General features: G+C 42.2%; 23 protein-coding genes, 1 tRNA gene and 1 pseudogene. 6 read left to right on the top strand and 19 right to left on the bottom strand.

All coding sequences use genetic code 11. The features are described from left to right. Positions 1–239: 239 nt before the first annotated feature. From FQ083_RS09315 to FQ083_RS12855, 3 genes are all read right to left on the bottom strand, one after another. The gene (locus FQ083_RS09315) at positions 240–1,169 is read right to left on the bottom strand and encodes a hypothetical protein (RefSeq protein WP_149409645.1); all 930 of its coding nucleotides are present in this window, start codon (positions 1,167–1,169) and stop codon (positions 240–242) included. Between the two features lie 271 nt (positions 1,170–1,440). Beyond that, positions 1,441–1,695, bottom strand: coding sequence for a hypothetical protein (locus tag FQ083_RS12860; protein WP_262881094.1), 255 nt, complete (start codon positions 1,693–1,695; stop codon positions 1,441–1,443). A gap of 7 nt (positions 1,696–1,702) precedes the next feature. Continuing rightward, positions 1,703–1,993: an HpaA family protein gene (locus FQ083_RS12855; RefSeq protein WP_262881093.1), complete on the bottom strand. Its 291-nt coding sequence runs from the start codon at positions 1,991–1,993 to the stop codon at positions 1,703–1,705. Positions 1,994–2,165: 172 nt separating this feature from the next. Here FQ083_RS12855 and FQ083_RS12950 point away from each other — a divergent pair, with 172 nt between their 5' ends. Continuing rightward, on the top strand, positions 2,166–2,423 hold the full coding sequence (locus tag FQ083_RS12950) for a hypothetical protein (RefSeq protein WP_410477363.1): 258 nt from the start codon (positions 2,166–2,168) through the stop codon (positions 2,421–2,423). Between the two features lie 78 nt (positions 2,424–2,501). On the opposite strand, the pseudogene FQ083_RS12735 reads toward FQ083_RS12950, so the two are convergent. The 4 genes and pseudogenes from FQ083_RS12735 to FQ083_RS09290 all read right to left on the bottom strand — a co-directional run. Further along, positions 2,502–2,621 (bottom strand): annotated as a pseudogene (locus FQ083_RS12735) (subtype I-F CRISPR-associated endonuclease Cas1); the annotation flags it as partial. A gap of 174 nt (positions 2,622–2,795) precedes the next feature. Then, complete coding sequence (locus FQ083_RS09300; protein WP_149409644.1) at positions 2,796–3,122, bottom strand: hypothetical protein; 327 nt, start codon at positions 3,120–3,122, stop codon at positions 2,796–2,798. A 41-nt stretch (positions 3,123–3,163) separates the two neighbouring features. Then, positions 3,164–3,454 carry an Arm DNA-binding domain-containing protein gene (locus FQ083_RS09295; RefSeq protein ID WP_262881092.1) on the bottom strand — a complete coding sequence of 97 codons (291 nt, stop codon included), beginning with the start codon at positions 3,452–3,454 and terminating at the stop codon, positions 3,164–3,166. A gap of 8 nt (positions 3,455–3,462) precedes the next feature. Then, positions 3,463–3,678: a hypothetical protein gene (locus FQ083_RS09290; RefSeq protein WP_045447035.1), complete on the bottom strand. Its 216-nt coding sequence runs from the start codon at positions 3,676–3,678 to the stop codon at positions 3,463–3,465. A 117-nt stretch (positions 3,679–3,795) separates the two neighbouring features. Here FQ083_RS09290 and FQ083_RS09285 point away from each other — a divergent pair, with 117 nt between their 5' ends. Further along, a complete protein-coding gene (locus FQ083_RS09285) occupies positions 3,796–4,023 on the top strand; it encodes a helix-turn-helix domain-containing protein (RefSeq protein ID WP_149409643.1) in 228 nt (75 codons plus the stop codon). A 218-nt stretch (positions 4,024–4,241) separates the two neighbouring features. Here FQ083_RS09285 and FQ083_RS09280 read toward each other — a convergent pair. Further along, positions 4,242–4,318, bottom strand: a tRNA-Val gene (locus tag FQ083_RS09280). Between the two features lie 296 nt (positions 4,319–4,614). Here FQ083_RS09280 and FQ083_RS09275 point away from each other — a divergent pair. Then, complete coding sequence (locus FQ083_RS09275; protein WP_020443848.1) at positions 4,615–5,607, top strand: glutathione S-transferase family protein; 993 nt, start codon at positions 4,615–4,617, stop codon at positions 5,605–5,607. Positions 5,608–5,848: 241 nt separating this feature from the next. Here FQ083_RS09275 and hemB read toward each other — a convergent pair whose 3' ends face one another. The 5 genes from hemB to FQ083_RS09250 all read right to left on the bottom strand — a co-directional run bounded on the left by hemB (position 5,849) and on the right by FQ083_RS09250 (position 15,054). Next, on the bottom strand, positions 5,849–6,856 hold the full coding sequence (gene hemB / locus FQ083_RS09270) for a porphobilinogen synthase (RefSeq protein WP_133104399.1): 1,008 nt from the start codon (positions 6,854–6,856) through the stop codon (positions 5,849–5,851). 255 nt (positions 6,857–7,111) lie between these two features. Further along, the gene (locus FQ083_RS09265; protein WP_149409642.1) at positions 7,112–8,899 is read right to left on the bottom strand and encodes an efflux transporter outer membrane subunit; all 1,788 of its coding nucleotides are present in this window, start codon (positions 8,897–8,899) and stop codon (positions 7,112–7,114) included. Beyond that, positions 8,896–12,198 carry an efflux RND transporter permease subunit gene (locus tag FQ083_RS09260; protein ID WP_149409641.1) on the bottom strand — a complete coding sequence of 1,101 codons (3,303 nt, stop codon included), beginning with the start codon at positions 12,196–12,198 and terminating at the stop codon, positions 8,896–8,898. The genes FQ083_RS09265 and FQ083_RS09260 overlap by 4 nt, the downstream gene beginning before the upstream one ends. A 35-nt stretch (positions 12,199–12,233) precedes the next feature. After that, entirely contained in the window at positions 12,234–13,580 is a 1,347-nt protein-coding gene (locus FQ083_RS09255) for an efflux RND transporter periplasmic adaptor subunit (protein ID WP_149409640.1), read from the bottom strand. Between the two features lie 544 nt (positions 13,581–14,124). After that, positions 14,125–15,054 carry a polyprenyl synthetase family protein gene (locus FQ083_RS09250; protein ID WP_223145235.1) on the bottom strand — a complete coding sequence of 310 codons (930 nt, stop codon included), beginning with the start codon at positions 15,052–15,054 and terminating at the stop codon, positions 14,125–14,127. A 701-nt stretch (positions 15,055–15,755) separates the two neighbouring features. On the opposite strand from FQ083_RS09250, the gene rplU reads away from it, so the two are divergent. The 3 genes from rplU (at position 15,756) to lolA (ending at position 17,482) form a co-directional block, all read left to right on the top strand. Continuing rightward, complete coding sequence (gene rplU, locus FQ083_RS09245; protein ID WP_011280837.1) at positions 15,756–16,067, top strand: 50S ribosomal protein L21; 312 nt, start codon at positions 15,756–15,758, stop codon at positions 16,065–16,067. Positions 16,068–16,161: 94 nt separating this feature from the next. Further along, on the top strand, positions 16,162–16,419 hold the full coding sequence (gene rpmA / locus FQ083_RS09240) for a 50S ribosomal protein L27 (RefSeq protein ID WP_010199200.1): 258 nt from the start codon (positions 16,162–16,164) through the stop codon (positions 16,417–16,419). Positions 16,420–16,780: 361 nt separating this feature from the next. Beyond that, positions 16,781–17,482, top strand: a complete 702-nt coding sequence (gene lolA / locus FQ083_RS09235) for an outer membrane lipoprotein chaperone LolA (RefSeq protein ID WP_149409638.1) — start codon at positions 16,781–16,783, stop codon at positions 17,480–17,482. Between the two features lie 107 nt (positions 17,483–17,589). On the opposite strand, the gene scpB is transcribed toward lolA, so the two are convergent. The 6 genes from scpB to rplM form a co-directional block, all read right to left on the bottom strand. Next, entirely contained in the window at positions 17,590–18,150 is a 561-nt protein-coding gene (gene scpB / locus FQ083_RS09230) for an SMC-Scp complex subunit ScpB (RefSeq protein WP_149409637.1), read from the bottom strand. A gap of 57 nt (positions 18,151–18,207) precedes the next feature. Next, positions 18,208–19,074, bottom strand: a complete 867-nt coding sequence (locus FQ083_RS09225) for a segregation and condensation protein A (protein ID WP_149409636.1) — start codon at positions 19,072–19,074, stop codon at positions 18,208–18,210. A 32-nt stretch (positions 19,075–19,106) separates the two neighbouring features. Next, entirely contained in the window at positions 19,107–20,195 is a 1,089-nt protein-coding gene (locus FQ083_RS09220; protein ID WP_149409635.1) for a tryptophan--tRNA ligase, read from the bottom strand. A gap of 125 nt (positions 20,196–20,320) precedes the next feature. Beyond that, positions 20,321–21,412, bottom strand: a complete 1,092-nt coding sequence (locus tag FQ083_RS09215) for a lipid A biosynthesis acyltransferase (RefSeq protein ID WP_149409634.1) — start codon at positions 21,410–21,412, stop codon at positions 20,321–20,323. 264 nt (positions 21,413–21,676) lie between these two features. Continuing rightward, entirely contained in the window at positions 21,677–22,063 is a 387-nt protein-coding gene (rpsI, locus tag FQ083_RS09210) for a 30S ribosomal protein S9 (protein WP_011514071.1), read from the bottom strand. 10 nt (positions 22,064–22,073) lie between these two features. Next, entirely contained in the window at positions 22,074–22,502 is a 429-nt protein-coding gene (gene rplM / locus FQ083_RS09205; protein WP_010199223.1) for a 50S ribosomal protein L13, read from the bottom strand. Positions 22,503–22,674: the final 172 nt, after the last annotated feature.

The following is a 22,674-nucleotide window of genomic DNA, read 5'->3' as shown; positions in this document are numbered from 1 at the left end:
ACGCCAAGGTTGGATGGAGAATAATTTACCTAAACTATTTCATGATATGGGCTGTACTTCTTTTATCTTGGATTGACTATAAGGCAAGAATACTCATGGATACTGTATTTAACTGCTAAGTTTACTTGTATAAAAAACAGCGCCCACATTAGGCGCTGTTTTTCATTCTCATGAAAAGGATAATAAATACTGACTAATAAAAGCTACCAAACATCAAAGTTAGATCTTAGCTGTATTGGTTAATTTTGATAAACAGCTTTAATCTGTGTTTCTAAAAACTTGGTAGCAACGTTATTGTATTGGTTACAGTAGACCTCTGCGATACTAGGGTTGGTATCTTCTTTCTCTTGAACGCCTTTTTGGTAATAGTAAGCGTCATAAATTAAGCCTTTGTATATCACAGCAGCATTAATATCGCCATCTCCATCGGTATATCTTACCGCTTGTAATTCATTTTTGCTTCCGACATTTTCTTTGACCACGTTGTTGACAGTATTACGTTTTTTCTCATTAGCAAGCCACTGATCTATCGACATACTGCCTTCGTCTTCACCGTCGGAAAAAGTATAGTAGTCTTGATCAGGGGTTTCTAAAAATATGTAACACTGAGAGCCACTAGGATAAGTAGCGTTAAAGCCTTCGGGGAAATACTCTAAATCTGTATCTATCCCAGTCTGAGCATTTTTTGGTTGCTTGCCTACGCCAGTGAGGTCAAGAGTAATAATGTCATAAGTCGAATTGATGATACCGCTGCCTGACTGAATGTTTAACTTGAACGTATCGCTATCTACGAAGCTGATTCTATAGAACTTACTATTGAACTCTTCAGTAACAGCGGCAAATAAATTGTTACCAACATAATACTCTAATCTATCACCGCTTCTGCTGTCTTGATAGGCAGTAGGTGAGCTGCCCACGACGGTAGAAATACTACGAATCAAGCCATTATTATTGAGCTTGAAAGCAAGCTTACCCCATCCCGTTTTGTATTGTCCATTGATCACGTCGCTGAAAGGATCGAATGCAGTGTAGTTCAGCTCATTCTTAACAATAGGGCCACCATTGTTATCGCCGCCTGATACATATTCACCATCATCATCGCCGCCACACCCTGTAAGCGCCAAAGCACTCGTCAATGCAATACTTGCATATAGCTTATTGATTTTCATGTTGTTACCTATCGTTAGTATCCTATAAGAAGCTCAATAGTAGTCAAAGCTATTTTTAATTGCAAAACAAAGTTTTAGTTTTAACATTGTTGCTACAGTATTACTCTATTTCTACTAGTAGCGGTCGAATACAAATTGATAAAAAAGGCGCACATGCTAACCGCAGATAGTTTTTTTGGATTGGAGAGGCTGTAGCGATTTGGTTGCCCATATAGTTGGCATCTATTCAATACCTCATAAGTGTGACTAGGCTTAATTAAGTGACTTATAACTACATACTGTTAAAAAAAATCGTCTTAGTGTTATTCATAGTCACATTGTTATATAAGACATCACCCTGGGCATTTATCTTGTAGCGTTCCGTCGAAGTGCCGTCAGGGTCGTAGCTGAGTAATAAGTTTTCTGAGCTTTCTATATACAGCCATGCGGTATTATTACTCTCTCGTTTGAATAACCATATCTGCCTATAGGTTTTTATCTTGTTACGTTTACTGCTATCGCTATAAACCTCTTCAGTCAGATACATACTTGAATCATGTATGTTGGCTATTTTCGGTATAGGTTTGGGTTGCAATTGAATACTCACCTACGTCGATGGTAAAGCTATGAAACACCAGTGGCTCCAAAGTGAAATAGTTGATACCTACTGATTTATCCACCACTTGATCACTATACGCTCGAGTATAGACATTGAGCATGGCAGTCTCAACGGGGTAATAGGTGACGATTTTATTAGGCGTATTCATTACTACGCTATTATTCACGCCCGTTGTACAAGCATTTAAGCTGAGTGTGCCTAAGATACACAATCCTAGTATTTTCATCGCTTAATCCCTTAGCTTATTTAATCTGCTTATACCTTTGTTTACTATAATCGAATTTTTAAGCAATGATATCTGCCAAGTATTTTAGACCCTGCTATCATTAGCTCACTTCTGTGATGAGCAATCACTAATAAAATGATTAACGACTTTACAAAGTGTTTAGGAACCATAAATGCCAACCAGCATTGCTAATAAAATGACCAATAAGATTAATCAAGACGATATTAATAAAGCTGTATGGAATGGCTGTGATGACTTTCTAAATCACCTGAGCGGTGATGAAGGTACTTTGCAGAGCTTGCACGTAAGTGAGTTTTTTCTAAGTCACCTGAGCGGTGATGAAGGCGGAAACTTGAAGCAGGTTCAGTCATTGATATTTCTAAGTCACCTCAGCGGTGATGAAGCCTTGCTTTGTTTATCGTCAGCCTGACCCAGTTTTCTAAGTCACCTGAGCGGTGATGAAGAGCTAAAGACTACCACGCTGACCACGCATAAGTTTCTAAGTCACTTTTTGCATTACCCTACAATGAGAAAGGTAGTAGATATTGGCACGTTTAGAATGCAAAATAGTCTTTAGATCAGAGGACGCGAAACTATTGTCAGTATAGGCGTTGCTAGGTTTTGCCATAGTAGTTCCGTCCATTGGAATTATTGTAGAGTTTAATACAAATTTACTTTAACGGAACTATGTCGGTAAAACAACGTATAAAGAAGCCTTTACGACAACAGATGTCGTCAGTTAATTAGAGACAATAAAAAGCCAAACAACCTACGTTGTTTGGCTTTAAATATTTAAAACAATTTATCGGTTGTTATGCTCACGCCACACAGCATGCTCGCATACTTCACAACACCAACTCTGTTTTGCACGCATATAAGGAATGTCTGCTGGTATTTCTAAAGGACAAATATAGCCACAGTATTCGCATAGCACATCATCTAAATAAGCAAAACATTGACCTATTGTTTCAAACAAAACGTGTAAGCTGATCTCATATTGGCAACAAAGCGCATTTACATGTTCAATATAGCCATCATATCCGTCATTGTTTGAATATGCCCAATAATCTGCACAAACTCTTAGATCTCGAGCATTTTGAGTCATACTTGGCTGAAGCTTAACACTCATAGCATTATCCTCAGTAACCATAGCCAGTTTGTGGCAGCAATCTATAAAGCTCGCCCTCCAGTTGATGGCTCAAAAGAAGGAACGTTAGTATTAATACATTCCTTACGATCGTTTAATGCAACCATCTCTGATGCTTTATCACTTTTAGGAAAGTACTCAGCATAATTAAAAATATCCAATCTGATTTTTGCTTCCATATTCAAAATAATATCTTCGAGCTTCTTACGATTTGCTGGGGTATCTATCAGGTTTGTCGTCTCCCGACAGCGTTTTCCCATGTAGTAAAAATCGACTACAAGTCTGCCATATCTAGTTCTAATGCTAGCCATCATACTTCTCCTTATTGTAGTGCCATGGCGTTGATGCTACCGGCAATGCCAGTGCGCATATCTTTTTCAATTTCTTCCCAGATGTATAAAATCTTACGCCCTCCAAAAGGACGTATATAATGAATCCCTTCAATCAGGACGCTATCCTTAAGCTCGTTACGGATAGTACGAGGGTTGTATTTGATAAGCTCAGAAAGCTCTTGGGTAGTCAGGTAGGTATGTGACATAATATGTTCCTTATATAAAGTTTAATCATAATGGTACTTTTAGATACCATAGTTGTAATTTACCATATATTTATAACTATGCAAGTACTTTTTATAACTATAATTGGAGTTTGCAAGATGATAGTTAATCACCTTCCTACTTTGTTAGCTGAAAGAAGGCTAAAAGTAGCGGATGCCGTACGAGCGACAGGAGTGAGTAAAACGACATTACATAAGATTTATAATGACCAATCGTCAAGAATTGATTTCGATACTATAGACAAGCTTTGCGAGTATTTAGAAGTAGGAGTAGGAGATCTTTTTGAATATGTAGCAGAGATTGAGCCAGAGGATATAAAAAAATAGACGTTAATCTAAAATTCAGAGTAGAGGTCAAAAAGAGGGTTTTTAGTTTAGATATTTTTGAAGGCTGGTCACGTTTTGGTCACCGTCGCTTTTTTGAGCAATTTTATAGAGCTTAAATACTTGTGATTATAGAGCGATACCAATAAGGATTTCCCCCTACAGCCCATATTTTACAGGCAAAAAAAAGCCCCAGTCGTTAAACTGGGGCTTTCTAAATTTGGTAGGCATAAGCAGACTCGAACTGCTGACCTCTACCATGTCAAGGTAGCGCTCTAACCAACTGAGCTATACGCCTATTTAGGTTGAGTATTCTATCAAGTTCCCACTATTTTGCAAGCCTTTTTTCTAATAAAACTGCCTTATTATTGTGATCTTGCGATTTAGCTTTGTATCGACAGTCAAATAAGGATTTTTATGTAGTTTTAATTGCTATAATAGAATTATCATTTAGTTTTTATTGTCAATAGCGATAAGTCTCTTGGTACTGGGCAGTCTAGTAACACTATTGCAGATAATAGAAAAACATCTTTGATAATAATCAAATAGTATCTAATAAAGTTAAGTTAACAGTGAAAGGGTTAGGAGCACCGTATGGGCTTATTGGTCGATGGGCACTGGCAGGATAAATGGTATGATACAGCATCTAGCGGTGGACGCTTTGAGCGAGAAGATGCAGGCTTTAGAAATTGGGTAACGTCAGATGGTAGTGTTGGTCCATCGGGTCAAGGTGGCTTTCAAGCCGAAGCCAACCGTTATCATTTATATGTCTCTTTGGCATGTCCATGGGCAAATCGCACCACGATTTACCACAGACTCAAAGGTCTAGAAGATATTATTTCGATGTCTGTGGTTCATCCCTTTATGGGCGATAAAGGTTGGACGTTTGCAGAGGATGTAGGTGTTGTCACTGACCCTATTATCAATGCAAGTTATTTATATGAAGTTTATCTCGCGGCAAAGCCAAATTATACGGGACGGGTGACAGTACCGGTATTATGGGATAAAAAGACCAATACCATCGTCAGCAATGAATCTGCTGAGATCATTCGTATGTTTAACTCAGCTTTTGATGACGTTGGGGCAGTAGCTGGCGATTTTTTACCATCCGATGCAATAATAGAAATTGATGAGATAAATACGTTTGTTTATGATGCTATCAATAATGGCGTCTATAAAGCTGGTTTTGCGAGCACGCAAGCTGCTTATACAGAAGCGGTCGTTGCGCTATTCGCTGCGCTAGATACGTTAGAGGTGCGTTTGGCAGATCAACGTTACTTAATAGGTAACACAATAACTGAGGCGGATTGGCGCTTATTCACGACCTTAGTGCGTTTTGATGCCGTTTATGTTGGACATTTTAAATGTAATATTCGGCGCATCGTTGATTATCCCAATCTTTGGGGCTATCTGCGTGATTTGTATCAAGTATCGGGTATTAAAGACACCGTGAATATGGAACATATCAAAGCACATTATTACACCAGTCATGCAACGATTAATCCAACTGGAGTGATACCGGCTGGTCCTATTATTGACTTTGATAAGCCGCATGGGCGGGCACATTTATCGAGTGCTATTTTATAAAATGCTGTTTGAGTTTTTGGGATAAAGAAATAAAAAACCGTACCCGCTGCTATAAAGTCGCGGGTACGGTTTTTTTAGTCTAGTCGGTCCTAAATAAAAGAAATATAAATATAATAAGGTACTACTGGGGTTAATTTTTCTTGCTTGCTGTGCCTACGCAGACAGAGGCTGCGAATAATTAGCCCCAGTAGTTCTGTACCCTTTTAAAAGTGGATTAACTATATATAAAAATATGCTGAAATTAAGCGTTATTCAGCTGTCTTGCCGCTTCTAATGCAAAATAGGTCAAGATACCATCGGCACCTGCACGGCGGAAGCCAATGAGTGATTCTAAAATCACCGCATCAGTCAGCCAACCGTTTTGAATCGCTGCCATATGCATGGCATATTCACCAGAGACTTGGTAGGCAAACGTTGGTACACCAAAGGTGTTTTTGACTTCACGGATTAAATCTAAGTATGGCTGACCCGGTTTAATCATCACCATATCCGCGCCTTCATTGATGTCCATGGCAACTTCGTGTAGCGCTTCAGCGCGATTACCAAAGTCCATCTGATACTGCTTCTTATGCCCACCTTTTAAGTTGCCAGCACTACCGACCGCATCACGGAATGGACCGTAATAAGCAGAAGCGTATTTTGCTGAATACGCCATGATAGCGGTATTCACAAAACCTTCAGCTTCAAAGGCATCACGCATGGCTTTGATACGACCATCCATCATGTCACTGGGTGAGATGATATCAGCGCCAGCACGTGCATGGACGAGCGCTTGCTTGACCAACACTTCAACCGTTGCATCGTTTACGACATAACCTGAGTCATCGAGTAGTCCATCTTGACCGTGTGAAGTATAAGGGTCCAATGCCACATCGGTCATGACGACCATCTCTGGCACAGCATCTTTAACCGCTTTTACCGCACGCGCAGTGAGAGCGTTTTCATCATAAGCAGACCTACCATCAGGGGTTTTTAGTGAATTATCAATCACTGGGAAGATATCGATAGTTGTGACGCCTTCGCTCAACAAGTCTTTGGCGTGCTTAATGAGCAGGTCTATCGACAAGCGCTCAACCCCCGGCATACTAGCGATTTGTTGGCGCTCGTTAGTACCTTCTAATACAAAAACGGGGGCGATAAAGTGCTTGGGATGCAACTCAACTTCGCGAATCATTGCCCGTATATTGTCGTTATAACGCAAACGACGTAGGCGAGTTTCAGGGAATTGGCGGTTAAAAGTATAAGTCATATTGTTTCCTTATCTGAATGGCAATCACGGTTATTTTTTTAATTACTGAAATTTTTAATGAGGTTACTACTAAGGTTTTTAAAAAGGTACGTCACACAATGTCGATACTATACCCAATACCAGCTATGAAAAGCAAAAGCACTATAAAAAGCAAAAAGCCCTATCGACTTACTATAATGAGTCGGTAGGGCTGATTGTAGTTATCGACTATCAACGCGATAAAAGTACGTTACACGCTTAGGGCTTTATAAAGATTTATGGCTCAATAATCTGCGTGACTGGTACTTGCTCGACATTGCTTTCAGGAACAGTGGTTTCTTCAACAATCACCCCGAGAGCAGCATCAGTCTTGCCATCATTATTGATATCGACCACAGCCGTTGGCTTAAAGGTCGATTTTTCTACTGGCTGTGCCTGTTTAATGGCGAGGGCTTCTTGAGCAGAAACCACACGCGCAGAACTTGCCGCATCGATAGCATCAGTAGCTTTTGCCTTGTTACTATTGGCAGCTGCATTGACTACTTGTACCAGATTTCTATGTTGCGGTACAGGAATCACGGTAGGTACATCTAGATTGGCACCGCCACCCAATACTTGATAAAGCTCGATTTGGCTGATGATTTTCTGCAGCTCTAAATCCAAAATGCCTTGCTGTGTTGAAAATAACGAACGCTGAGCATCAAGAACGTCTAAATAGTTTGAGATACCTGCTTTAAATCGCGCATCAGCAATCTGATACGTTTGCTCAAAGTTGTCTTGCAAACGATACTGCGCCTCTAACTGCTCGCCCAAAGTTGCACGGGTGGCTAAGACATCAGACACTTCACGGAAAGCTGTTTGAATTGAGCGCTCATAGCCTGCAAGGGTCTGCTTACGCTCGATTTGTGCCACATCATAATTGGCATCTAAACGACCAGCATCAAAGATAGGAACACTAATACTTGGACCGAATGACCAGCCGACAGAACCACTTTTAAACAAGTCATTTAAACTGCCGCTGCTTAAACCAACATTACTGGCTAAGCTGATAGAAGGGTAGTAAGACGCACGCGCCACTTCGATATTCGCACCAGCTGATTTCAGATTATATTCTGCTTGCAACACATCAGGACGATAGCGTAGCAGCTCACTTGGCAAGCCAGCACTAAATACCTGCTGACTTGTGATATTACTGACCGCAGGCGTTGGAATCAGATTGGTTGGAATCGGTCCACCAACTAAAAACTGCAATGCATTACGTGATTTTAAAATACTGCTTTGGGCACGTAAAACGGCAAGTCGGGCATTCTCAAGTGAGGCACTAGATTGTAAAGAGGGCAGCTTAGGATCAATACCGGCTTCAAAGCGTTTGCTAGCAATAAATAGCGATTTCTCACGGCTCTCTACAGTCGCCTCTGCCAGTTGTAGCTGCGCCAAGCTATAGCTCAAATTGGCATAGCTTTGAGCAATGTTACTAATCAGACTGATCTGGGTCGCGTCTTTTGCCGCTGTCGTTGATAAAAAGTTCTGCAATGCTTGATCTTTTAAACTGGCAATTTTACCCCAAAAGTCGAGCTCATAATTGGCAAGACCAAGGTTCACGTTATAGTTATCGCCTGTTTGTCCGCGTTGACGCGCGCGTGAATAGCCAGCATTACCATCAATGCGAGGTAGATTATTGATATCAGTAATTTGATATTGTGCACGGGCTTTTTCAATCGCTAAACGAGCACTTTCAAAGTCTTTATTGTTCTCTAAACCTAGAGCAATCAGACCCTTTAAACGCTCATCGCTGTAAAAGTTCTGCCAGCGTTGACTAGCAAGACTGGCTTGCTCAGCGCTACTAACGGTCTCTTTATCAAACGCGCCATAGGTTTGTTCGATCGGAATATTAGGCACCGCCAATATAGGACGTGTATCAGCCTTTGGAATGGTATTACAAGCCGCCATGCTGAATGCCAAAGCCGTTAAGCCAAGCAAACGACCGCTATTTTGGCGAACGCGGGCAGTCAAAGAGACTGCCTTAGTTGCTGAGTTGGGGGTAACAAAATAACTTAAACTCATTGTGTATTATCTCCAAAGCTTGCAGGCTGAGCTCTCTTAGAGAGCGTCATGTTTTGCATATCGTCGTCAACGTGTATGATCGGTGGCTCATTATACTCTGTTGGTCCAACTGGACTGTCTGGATTGTTCGGATTAGAGCCGCCAGGCGTACTCCCACCATTATTTGGCTTATTGTTGTCATACTTGTGAGGGAACACACTGCGTATCCAGATGTAGAACATCGGGATAAAGAAGATGCCTAAGAGGGTCGCCGTTACGACGCCGCCAACCACACTGGTACCAATGGCATTTTGACTGCCTGAACCTGGACCGCTCGCCAAGAATAATGGCACAACACCTAGACCAAAGGCAAGCGAGGTCATGATAATGGGGCGCAGACGTTGGCGTGCTGCTGTCATGACTGCCTCTTTTAGACTATAGCCTTCCTCTTGATGCTCTTTAGCAAACTCGATAATCAAGATGGCGTTTTTGGCCGATAGACCAACCACCGTCAATAGACCTACTTGCAGGTAAATATCGTTGGCGAAACCTCGTAACCACGTAAATATGACTGCCCCTAATACCCCAAGTGGAATGACCAGTAGGACAGAGAAGGGGATAGACCAGCTTTCATACAAAGCGGCCAAACATAAGAATACCACTAAGATTGAAAGCGCGTAGAGCATCGGTGCTTGCGCGCCTGACTTTTGCTCTTCTAGTGACATACCCGTCCACTCGTAACCGACACCCTCAGGTAGCTTTTCGATCATCGCTTCCATCGAGCTCATCGCTTCACCAGTACTTAGACCGGGCGCAGCACTACCTTGGATGTTCATAGACGGTAAGCTGTTGTAGCGAGTCAAACGTGGTGAGCCTGATTGCCATTCACTGGTCGAAAAAGCATTAAATGAGATCATATCGCCCATTTCATTTCGTACGTACCATTTACCAATATCATCCGGATTGGTGCGGCTACTCGCTTCACCTTGAACAAAGACGCGTTTAATACGGCCACGATCAATGAAGTCATTCACGTAGCTTGAGCCCCAAGCGGTGGAGATAACGCTATTGATATTACCTAGTGACAAGCCATAAGCGGCGGCTTGCTCTTGGTTGATATTCACCTTAAGCTGCGGTGAATCTTCCTGACCGTTAGGGCGTACACCAGCGACTTGATCGTTTTGCGCTGCCATGCCTAGCAGCATGTTTCGTGCTTCAAGTAGCCCGTCGTGACCAAGGTTACCATTATCTTGAATCATTAAATCAAAACCACTGGCGTTACCAAGTTCGGTAATGGCTGGCGGTACAATCGCAAAAACTTGCGCTTCATTTAATTGAGTAAAGAAGTAACCCATTGCTCGACCAGCAACAGCCTGAGCGGTGTTCTCATCACCGGAACGCGATTCCCAATCTGACAAGCGAACGAATGCCAGTCCCATATTTTGCCCTTGACCTGCAAAGCTGAAGCCTGCAATGGTAAAGACGGAGGCGATATTATCAGCTTCTTGTGTGGTGTAGTAGTTACTCACTTTATCGAGCACTTCTTGTGTTTCATCTAACGTCGAACCGGCAGGAAGCTGAACCAAGGTAAACATAATACCTTGATCTTCTTCTGGTAAAAATGAGCCGGGAATACGTAAGAATACCACCACCATGACGCCAATAATGGCCGCATAACCAATCAAATATAACCATTTGAAGCGAAAGCTTTTACCGACAAAGCCTTCGTATGAATGACTAAGCTTAAAGAATGAGCGGTTAAACCAGCCAAAGAAGCCTTTTTGCTTTTCTTCGTTGCCTTTTTCATGGCTCTTGCCACGTTTTAATAAGGTCACGCATAGCGCAGGGGTGAAAACAAGGGCGACAATGGCTGATAACACCATAGCAGTAATCAAAGTAATGGAGAACTGACGGTAAATTACGCCCGTTGAACCCCCGAAGAAGGCCATCGGTACAAATACTGCTGATAGAATCAAAGCAATACCGATAACAATCTTACTAATCTCACCCATCGATTGAATGGTCGCATCTTTAATAGAAATATGAGGATCTTCTTCTAAGATACGTTCAACGTTCTCTACCACAACGATCGCATCATCGACCAATAGACCGATGGATAGTACCATCGCAAACATGGTCAGCACGTTGATACTAAAGCCCGCTACATAAAGCACTGCAAACGTGCCCAGTAAAACGACAGGTACGGCAAGCGTTGGAATAATAGTTGCACGCCAGTTCTGTAAAAAAATGAACATGACGATAAATACCAACACAATCGCCTCAATGAGGGTCATGACGACTTGTTCGATAGACAAGCGTACGAATGGCGTGGTGTCATAAGGAACGACTGAGGCTAGACCAATTGGGAAGTTTTTTTCTAGCTCCGCCATACGTGCGCCAACGGCTTCACGAGTCTCAAGCGCGTTAGCACCACCTGCGAGTGAAATACCCAAAGCGGCAGCTTCTTGACCGTTATATAGCGATACTACACTATAGTCTGCACTACCGATTTCGACATCTGCCACATCGCCTAAGCGTACTTGGGCGCCTGAGGTATCTGTTTTTAACAGAATATTTTGGAATTCTTCAGGTGTTTGTAGATAGCTTTGCACTGTAACGGTGGCATTGATAACCTGTTGATCGGTATCAGCAGGTGCTTGACCTAGCTGACCAGCAGATACTTGCGCGTTCTGCGCTCGTATTGCATTGACGACATCAGACGGTACCATGTTATAGCTGCGTAGGCGTGAAGGGTCAAGCCATACACGCATCGCATAGGTAGAACCGAAGACTTGAACTTCACCCACACCTTCTACACGACTGATCGAATCGACGACATTGGAGTTAATATAATCGGCAATATCCGCTCGATCCATAGTGCCATCTTCAGAAATAAATGCTTGCACCATCAAAAAACTGCTAGACGATTTATTGACGTTGACGCCCTGACGCTGAACAGACTCAGGCAAGGAGCTCATCGCTGCTTGCAGTTTATTCTGTACTTGTACTTGTGCGGTATCAGAATCAGTACCATTCTCAAAGGTAAGCGTCACTGAGGCGCTACCATTTGACGAGCTCGATGACGACATATACATCAGACCATCAAGACCCTTCATACGTTGTTCAATGATCTGTATGACTGAGTTCTCGACAGTTTGTGCGTTAGCACCAGGATAGCTGGCACTGACTGAGATGGTCGGTGGTGCAATACGTGGATACTGCTCGATTGGTAGGTTAATAACCGATATTATCCCGATAAGCATGACTAAAATAGCCATCACCCATGCAAAAATAGGGCGATCAATAAAAAAACGTGACATAGTAAATCCCTAAGTCTTCCTAGCTTTGAATGGAATTATTTGGCGGCTGATTGTGCAGCTTGCTGCGGTGTTTTGGCAGCAGCCTCTTTTGCAGCAGGCGCAGGGTTTGGATTTTCTAATGGCTTCGCAATAACCTCTTGTTCAGGCTTCACTTTTGCGCCGCCGATAATCACGACTTTGTCGCCAGCTTGAAGACCGTCAGTGACTACCCATTGTCCTTGATAAGTACCATTAATCGTGACCGGACGAACTTGGATTTTGTTGTTTTCATCGACGATATAGACTTGCGTTTCACTCTTAGGTGTACGTGTGACTGCGCTTTGCGGAATTAATGCCGCATTGGTAATGACGCTTTGGGTTAAGCGCGCAGTGACATACATACCGGGTAATAAGATATTGCTGTTATTTGGGAAGATGGCACGTAAGGTCACTGCCCCTGTTGATTCATCGACTTTCGCCTCTGACAATGCCAACTCGCCACGTACAAGATAGGTTGAACCATCCTCTAACACCAATTCAACTGAGTTCATGCCAGTTTTTGCTTTGCCTGCAGAGATCTGCTGACGCAATTTAAGCAGCTCAGAGGATGATTGACTGATATCGACATAGATAGGATCTAGGCGTGAGATAGTCACTAAAGGAGTAGGTTGACCTGAGCTAACCAATGTACCGGCAGTAACGCTAGAGCGATCTGTACGACCTGAGATAGGTGCACGTACGATGGTACGATTGAGATCTAAAGTGCTCGCTTGCAAGCCAGCCTTCGCCGTTTGGATACCTGCTTTTGCGCTTTCAATACCGGCTTGTGATTGACCAATAGCAGCATTGGCGCTTTGGACAGCTGCTTGTGCAGTACGCACAGCGGTTTGTGCTTGATCGTATTGCTGCTTTGAGATGGCATCAATAGCCACCAAACCTTGCAGACGTTGCAAATCATTTTGTGCTTGTGATAATGACGCTTGACGGCTGGCCAAATCCGCTTTTGCATTGGCATTATTAGCCAATGCCGTCTGATAGTTGGCTTCTGCTTGGGCTATTGCCGCCTGACCACTGGTAATAGACGTCGCATAGTTATCCGTATTGATGCGATATAAAGGTTGACCTTTTTTGACGTTGCTGCCCTCACGGAACAACACTTCGTCGATAATGCCGTTTACCTGTGGGCGGACGTCAGCGGTTTGATAAGCCGCTGTACGTCCAGCAAAAGTCTGTACTTGTGGTACGGTATCAAAAGTAACAGTCTGAACGTTGACGACGGAGGGCGGCATTTGTTGCTGTGCCGCCGCCGCGTCGCCAGCGGCATCCTCTTTTTTGTCACAGCCAACCAGTACAGCTCCAGATAGTACAGTTGCTATTACAAGCGCAAGATAAGAGTGCTTCATCAATGTCCTCGGGAATATAAATATCATATAATAAATAGTGACAGTATAAAAAGTTTATGGATACATCTTAACGTAGAAAATATAAAAAACTATTAGGCATTTATCGTTATCACAGTACATTGAATGCTCAATAACCGGATAAGTAAATTTAATAAGAGATTATAAACTATAGGGTATACCCCACAGTCAAGGCGAAAAAAACCGTTTCTGGCGGCTATAATTGCCGTTTATAGTAATAAAAGATTAGAACCTATTGAAAACACAAGCATTACGCTAAAAATGAAGGGCAAAATTTACATTGGCTAGTCAGTGATAACATTGTTAAATTTTGTTTATTTAAAAAATATAGAAGTGCATTATTAATAAAGGGAGACACATAAGAAACAACATTTAGTCTGTTCAGAAAAACATTGCTATAGCAATAATTAAGTAAAAATTTAGCAATAAAAACATTTAACTGCTTATATCAATATAAGCAGTATCGATTTGAGTCTTATCAATGTAGTAGCAATATAAATAATAACTAAGCGTTGTTATTTGATAATTATAATAAGCGAGCACTGGCAAGTTCAGTCAACTGGTATAGGCCCTGACGATAGCGATTATCCGGCAAACTGCTGAGTGCTTGTTGGGCAAGCTTTGTTTCTTCTAAAGCCCGCTGTTTACAGTAATCTAGTGAGCCTGAATGGCGTACTAAGGCGATTAACTGTTCTGCATTGGGGGTTTTGCCCGTTTGGACGGCGATACGCAGCTGCTCATAGCCTTCTTTGTTGCTGTCTTTGAGTAGTTCGAGTGCTTTAATAGTAGGTAGAGTAGGTTTGCCTTCAGCTAGATCATCGCCGAGATTTTTACCCATCAGCGCACTATCGCCACTGTAATCAAGCACGTCATCGACAATTTGAAAAGCATTGCCAAAGTGCTGACCAAAATCAGCCAATGCTTGCAAATGCTGCGTTTGACCTTGCAAAATCGCAGCGCCTTGAGTTGCCATCATAAATAACCGTGAAGTCTTACCATCGATGATATTGAGGTAATCTTGCTCAGTTGCTTCGGGATTATGCTGATGCTGCAGTTGTAATACTTCACCTTCAGCAATATCACAAGTACCGTCTGAAAACACTTGCAATAGTGGCAAGCTTTGAAAGCCTACCAACAAATTAAAAGCACGAGCAATTAGATAGTCACCGACTAATACCGCTGTCGCATTATCCCAAGTGGCATTGGCAGTAGGCTTACCACGGCGCTGTCCTGACTCATCTATCACATCATCATGTACCAAGGTTGCCGTATGCAGCATCTCAGTAATTGCTGCCAAATGCATGGCTTGCTTCGATGGCTCATCATTAAGCATTCGCGCGCATAACAAGGTAATTAATGGGCGCATACGTTTGCCGCCTGCATTAATCACGTGCTGTGAGACATTCATCACCAGCTTAACTTTGGAATTAAGGCTGCCAAACACTTGTTTGTCCATAATATCGAAATCATCAGCCACAATGCTCTGGATATCAGCATAGGTTGGTGTAGACGATAGATTGACTGATGGCGCGGTAGACAATGGCGCAGCGGTTTTAGATAAAGGAGTACAAGTCATAATAGATAATCATACCAATAAAAATAAAGAATATTTTAATAGCGATACTTTTAATAGTGATACTTAGCAAAGCCAGCGTTTTATGCATGATAGCATAGCTGTCTAGTGATATTGTTGATTTAAGTATAGCAAAATGCGATACGGCGCTTGAGGTTCAGGCGAATATTACAGCGTTTATTATGGTGAAAATCAGCAAATCACTGGTAAGTAGCTATTAGCAGCTAAGTGATCTAAACAACGATGACTAATGAATAGATACTTATTACATGTCTATTTACAAAAAACTGTAAGTATCTGATTAGATAAGCTATAATAGCCGCTGTTGGATTTTAACCACTATCTCTGCGTGTTATTAGGCGGTCTATATTAATAGCGATATACATTGCGCTGATTAATCAATGACATTGTGTCTGATACGAGTATAGATTTTTGGTATCACCACCATACAAAAACAAGAGGTGCGGCTTGCTTTTATCAGCAAAAAGCCGTAAAATCTTGCCTTTAATTTTTCCCTGTCGTGTTCGTCGTCGAAGTGTTGGTATGATATCAGCCACGGCACACGGGTTAAACGGAGTCATACAATGTACGCAGTAATCAAAACTGGTGGTAAACAGCACCGTGTAGTCGTTAATGAATTGCTTAAAGTTGAATTACTTAAAGCAGAAACAGGCGAAACAATCAAATTTGAAGATGTGTTGATGATTGTTGATGGTGAAACTGTCAAGATCGGTCAGCCTATCGTTGAAGGCGCTAGTGTTGAAGTTGAAGTTGTTGAGCATGGTCGCGGCGAAAAAATCCGTATCGTCAAGCACAACCGTCGTAAGCATTATCACAAAGAGCAAGGTCACCGCCAATGGTATACCTTGTTAAAAATCAAAGCGATTAATGCTTAATTAATGATTGTCAGTTTATTGATGATTAATAACGCACTAAAAGCTTAAGAGTTGTCGCATTAGCGATAAGTCACATTAACAAGGAGATTTTCTCATGGCACATAAAAAAGCTGCCGGTTCAAGCCGTAACGGTCGTGATTCAAACCCAAAAATGCTAGGCGTAAAAATCTTTGGCGGTCAAGCCATCGTCGCTGGTAACATCATCGTTCGTCAACGTGGTACAGAATTCCACGCTGGCGAAGGTGTTGGCATGGGTCGTGACCATACTTTATTTGCACTAAATGACGGTGTGGTAAAGTTTGCGACCAAAGGTAAATTTAACCGTCGTTATGTGATGGTTGAAAGCGCCTAGTTGCCCATCTGAATTATTTTATCTTTTAGGTGAAATAATTTGATGACTAAAAAAGCCCTTATTACCGGTCGGTAGTAAGGGCTTTTTTATGCTTATAAGCTTATGTTAACCACTGATAAAAACCATCAAAAGCATAATAACGCCCATTTATTACTGTGTAACCGTTGTGTTTACAAGCCTGTATGCCAGCAGTAGTAATGATTGCAAATCATGACTAGGCGCGTAATAAAAAAACTGGCACACTGTCCTCATTGTTTTATCACACCGGTTTTGTACTCGTATGATAAACATTTACCGAAAACAAAAATTTGATAAAACGTTTTATTTTTATGCTATTTTGCATTTTTAGAGAGGATTTATAATGACTTTACTGACTAATCAATCGACTAAACAGACAACAACGCTAAAACAAAAGATGATGGGCGGAGCATTGGCAGGCGTCTTAATGACTACGCTTGGCGTCGCAGCGCCTATGATGGCGATAACGCAATCGGCGACAGCAGCGCCAGCTGACAATATAACGGCAGCTAAGCGCTTAAATAAGCTTTTGACCAATACTAAGAGCATGACGGCCAACTTTAGCCAGACGACTAAGGGCGCTAATAGCGGTACGTTCAGTGGTACCATGAGCGTACAACGTCCAAATAATTTCCGTTGGGAAACCAAATCTCCATCAGAGCAGCTGATTGTGGCAAATGGTAGCTCAATGTGGGTTTATGATAAGGACTTGGAGCAAGCTACTAAACAAAACGTAGACAGCCAAGTGGGTAATACGCCAGCGCTATTACTATCAGGTGATCCAAGTAAAATCGATAAGAACTTTAAAATCACCCAGCCGTATGCCAATAAAAACTACTATGTGCTGTATCCAAAGTCAGATAGTGCTAGCTTTAAAAGCTTATCAATGAGCTTTAGCGGTGGTAAGCCTGTGATGATGGTGTTAAATGATAGCTTAGGACAGACTACTTCTATTAAATTTAGCGGTATCAAAATGAACCCAAGTATTAGTAGCAATCAGTTTAAGTTTACACCGCCAAAAGGTGTTGATATTATCAATCAGTAGAAGTGATCAGCATTTTATTTATTAAACTAGCTGATTAGAATAATAAAAAGGACATACCTAATAGGTGTGTCCTTTTTTATTGAGCAAGAGTATTTTATCGGATTTATTTAAGAGGATGCTCTAATACTGTCTATCTCTGGCATGGGCGGTAGCTCATCTAAATGGCTCAGTCCAAAAGCATCTAAGAATTGCGAGGTGGTGTGTAGCAATGCTGGACGGCCTAAGGTATCTTTATAACCCTTCTCTTCAAGCCAGCCTTTATCAAACAGTTGGCGTAGTATATTGCTCGATAATGTCACACCGCGCACGTGCTCGATGTCACTGCGTGTTACGGGCTGCTTGTAGGCAATGACACTCAACGTTTCTAGCAAGGCTTGGCTCAGGCGTTCTTGGCGCTGAGGAAAGACTTGCTGAATCAAGGCGCTATAGTCATCAGCAATCTGCAAACGATAGCCACTGGCTGTTTTATGCAAGCTTAATACGCCAAGATTTAAGCGTTGCTTTAGCAGTTCTAGTGCCTGCTCTAACTTATTAGTCGTTAAGAATAAGTGTTTTTTTAAATGATTGGTAGTTAAGGGTGCTTCTGAAGCATGAAGTAAAACTTCAATCTGTTTACTTATGTCTTCAATAGATAGTAGGTGGTCTTTAGGGTCGTCTATATCTGCCATTTCAATATAATCTTCTTCAGTTTAATGATTTTAGACTTACTATAAAGCCAGTTAGGATTATACTAACCATTCTAACTTTAATTTTCCGAGTAAATCGCTATGAGTCGGCAGGCTGCTATCAGCGTTATTTGCTGTGATAACACGACTGTCCGTACTATTAGCAACCACACCAATCAGTTGGCGCTTGATTAATTCAAGCACCGCGACAAAGCTGACCACCACACCTATTTTTCCTTGTGTTTTATCTAATAGTTCATAAAAAGAGCGCGCGCCGTCCATACTCAGTTGGCGACTGATACTAGCGATACGATCAGCAAGTGGCACAGCATCGACCTTGATGCTATGCATCTGATAGTCGGGTTGCAGCTGCATCTTAAACAAGCTATCAATCAATAGAGTAGGTGAATAGCTTGGTAGCTCAGCATTCATAATGTCTTGGCTTGGCATACTGACCATCGCCAAAAACACATCGCGCTCAAGTCGAATTAAATTGTCTAAACGTTGACTGGCAGCTTTGACTTGGGCGTATTCTTCAAGACGCTCAATCAGCTCAGCTTTTGGATCGCGCTCATCGGTAGGCGTTTCTGGTTTAGGAAGTAACAACTCAGTCTTGATCGCAATCAAGGTTGATGCCATTAGTAGATAGTCACCGGCCAACTCAAAATGATTGGTGTCCAATTCACTGATATAAGCCAAATACTGCTCTGTAATCGGTAATATCGGCATTTGTGTCAAATCGACATTGTTTTTCTTAACCAAATACAATAAAAAGTCTAATGGCCCTGCAAACTGCTCAAGCCAAATAGCAAACGCTTGTGGCGGCACATACAGATCTTCTGGCAAATGCTGTACAGGCGTCTGATAGATACGCAGAGACATATCATGAATCTCTGCGCTAGACTCAATTAATCGCTTACTTTGCATGATAGCAATCTATGGTCATCATAAATAATAATTTACTTAAGTTTGGCAAGTGGGCGGATACCAATAGCGCGGCGGGTCTTATCTAGTTGCTTACGACTATGACGGCGGGCTTTTTCTGCACCCATCTGTAGGATTTCTTCTAGCTCTTTTGGATTTGCCATCAGTTCCTCATAACGTGCGCGGAATGGGGCAACTTCATCATTAATTTTATCAAACAACGCTTGTTTGGCATCGCCCCAGCCAATACCAGCGGCAAACTGCGCACGCATATCGGCAATCTCAGTAGGCGTTGCAAAGGCTTTATAAATCTCGAAAATAGCAGAGTCATCAGGGTCTTTTGGCTCAGCAGGCAACTGCGAGTTGGTGACGATCTTCATGATGGCTTTGTGCATTTGTTTTTCGGCACTGACTTGCGGATTAGACTCACCAAATAGCGGAATGGTATTGCCATAGCTCTTACTCATCTTACGACCATCAAGACCAGTCAATAGCGGAATATTATCGTCAACGACCGCTGAGGGTAGGGTAAAAAGTGGTTTGTAGCGGTGGTTAAAAGTACCGGCAATATCACGTGCCATCTCAATATGCTGAATTTGGTCACGACCAACAGGCACATGCGTGGCATTGAACATTAAGATATCTGCTGCCATCAGTACCGGATAGCCGAACAGCCCCATGTTAATACCTTGGTCGGGATCAACATCTTCCTTTTCCATATTAATATCGACTGACGCTTTATAAGCGTGCGCACGATTCATAAGACCTTTTGCACATGAGCAGTTCAATATCCACGCAAGTTCTGGGATTTCAGGCACATCTGATTGACGATAAAAAGTCACGCGCTCAGGGTCAAGACCGCAGGCAATCCAAGTTGCTGCAATGGCTTTGGTCGATTCATGGATAATATCAGGGTCATAACAACCAATAATACCGTGATAATCTGCTAAAAAGAAAAATGCTTCGTCGTCACTGTTTTGGATAGACTGAATCGCTGGACGAATCGCGCCAACGTAATTACCCAGATGTAGGGTGCCAGTCGGTTTGATACCAGTAAGGATACGTTTGGCTGCTGCTGAGCTATTAATAGTAGGTTGGCCGTCAGAAATCTGATTATTACTCATGGGAAATCCGTTATTTATTGATCAAATTATTATAAATTTATGATTATTTATCTGCTGATAATAGCAAAAAATATTAGCTGTAAATTATAGCAAATTTTGCCAGTGATTTTCGTGGGAATAAAAGCTTACTTATAGATATCTCTACGACCTTCGGGACCATTTTTAAAACGGCGATGGAACCACATCCACTGAGTGGGATCAATACGAATCAAGCCCTCTAGTACTTCATTAACGCGAGTCGCGTCAGCCACTTCGTTATCACTTGGATAGTTCTCCAGCTCTGGCGTAATCGTCAGATGATAATGGGGGCGTTTGCCACGTGGCAAATTATCTGGCGTCTGTCGATAAGTATGCAGCGCCATTACGGCTGGTGGATGCACTTTATTGCCTAAGGTTGCCAATCGCCGCGTTGCCGTCAGAGTTGCTGCTGGTACACCAAAAAATGGCGCCATGACCCCTTGTTTTAGACCATAATCTTGATCCGGTGAATACCAAATCACACGACCCTTTTTAAGAGAGCCAACGAGGCTACGCATATCACGGTTGGAGATTTGTTTACTCAGAATACTTGTGCGCCCATTATAAATGAACCAATCAAGCAATGCGTTATTTTGCGGACGATACATACCATCCATTGGGAAGAACTGGGTACAGAGCATACCGCCTAGATCAAGCATCGTATAATGGGCACCCAATAAGATGACCGCGCGACCCTCATTTTGTGCATTAACAAGGTGCTGTAACCCTGAGATAGACACTGTACGGGTAAAAATATTCGGACGGAACCAAGCGCATAAGGTTTCAAATACACCAATGCCTTGATTGACAAAGACTTGCTTTGCCATTAGCTCACGTTCCACTTCTGGCTTTTCTGGAAATGCCAGTTTGAGGTTAATTAAGGTATCACGGCGGCGTGAGCCTACGACACTATAGATCAAAATACCAAGCTTGCGACCGAGCCAAAATTGCCATCGTAGTGGTAGATAAATCAGCGGCAAAAAAATAGCAAATAATAGCCAAATACCCCAATATTTAGGCATTAAAAACTGCCATTCAAAAGGTTTCTTTTCTGCTTGATCGGTCTGCTTATGCGTTTGGGTAATCGTCGGTGTACCAACAGGTAGAGCCGGAGATTTAGCAGGCGGCTGTATACTTGGTGGTGGCATGCTGCTGTTTGAGGCAGATTTGCTAGGATCGTATTGTTCAGGCGCTTTCATAAGACTGTTACTAGTAATGAAAAGTTATGATTATGATGGGGTAGCAAGCGAGACTTTGCAAGGTGATTTATCCTTTGTTAAGACAGATTTATAGGCAAGATAGTTATATATGAAAATCGTTTTTTATAAAAGCATCAGGCATAAAAAAACCTTATAAGCTGCGGACAGCTTATAAGGTTTTGCAAACCTATTCTTATATTTAATGCTGCAGCTGTTGCTCTGAGATAAAGACAACAGTTGCAGAAATATAAGAGATAGCTTTGATTAACGTTTTGAGAATTGTGGACGTTTACGTGCTTTACGTAGACCCAATTTCTTACGTTCAACTTGACGTGAATCACGAGTAACAAAGCCAGCTGCTTTTAGAGCAGGTTTGTTAGATTCGTCAAGCTCAATCAATGCACGCGTAATGCCGTGACGGATTGCGCCAGCTTGACCGCTAATACCGCCGCCTTTTACAGTGATGTAAAGGTCATAAGCAGTAGGGGTGTCAAGTAATTCTAAAGGCTGACGAACAACCATGCGCGACGTTTCGCGACTGAAATACTCATCAAGTGGTTTGCCGTTAACAACGATGCTACCAGTACCTTTCGCTAAAAAGACACGAGCGGTAGAAGTTTTGCGGCGACCAGTTCCGTAATTGCGTTCCATAAGTGTATCCTTAGATGTCTAGTGCTTTAGGTTGCTGTGCTTCATGTGGATGTTCAGTACCCGCATAAAGTTTCAGCTTCTTGATCATCGCATAGCCAAGAGGACCTTTTGGAAGCATACCCTTAACCGCTTTGTGTAGAACATCTTCAGGCTTATGTGCAAGCAGTTTACTGAAGTTGGTTTCTTTAATACCACCTGGGTAGCCACTGTGACGATAGTACTTTTTATCTTGCGCTTTTTTACCCGTTACCGTGATTTTGTCAGCGTTGATGACAACAATAAAGTCACCAGTGTCAACGTGCGGCGTAAAAGATGGCTTATGCTTGCCACGTAAGCGAGTAGCGATTTGAGTGGCTAAGCGACCAAGGGTTTTGCCGTCAGCATCTACGACATACCAGTCATGGGTCACTTCAGCTGGTTTTGCACTAAGTGTTTTCATGATAAAACCTTAAAATTAGAATTCGTTGAGAGTTTAGCTGGGAACGGGGCTCTCAAAAAACAGACTGCACATTATAAGCAGTAGCGCCTACGCTTGCAAGCTGCATTGGGGTTTATTTTCGCCTTATATACATTAAACTGCAGCGTTGGCCAGTTTTTTAGCGGTTTTAAAC

The organism is Psychrobacter sp. ANT_H59, assembly GCF_008369225.1.
GTDB classification, from domain to species: domain Bacteria; phylum Pseudomonadota; class Gammaproteobacteria; order Pseudomonadales; family Moraxellaceae; genus Psychrobacter; species Psychrobacter cryohalolentis.
The sequence above is the reverse complement of the archived record's forward strand: the minus strand, read 5'-3'. Positions and strand labels throughout refer to the sequence as shown.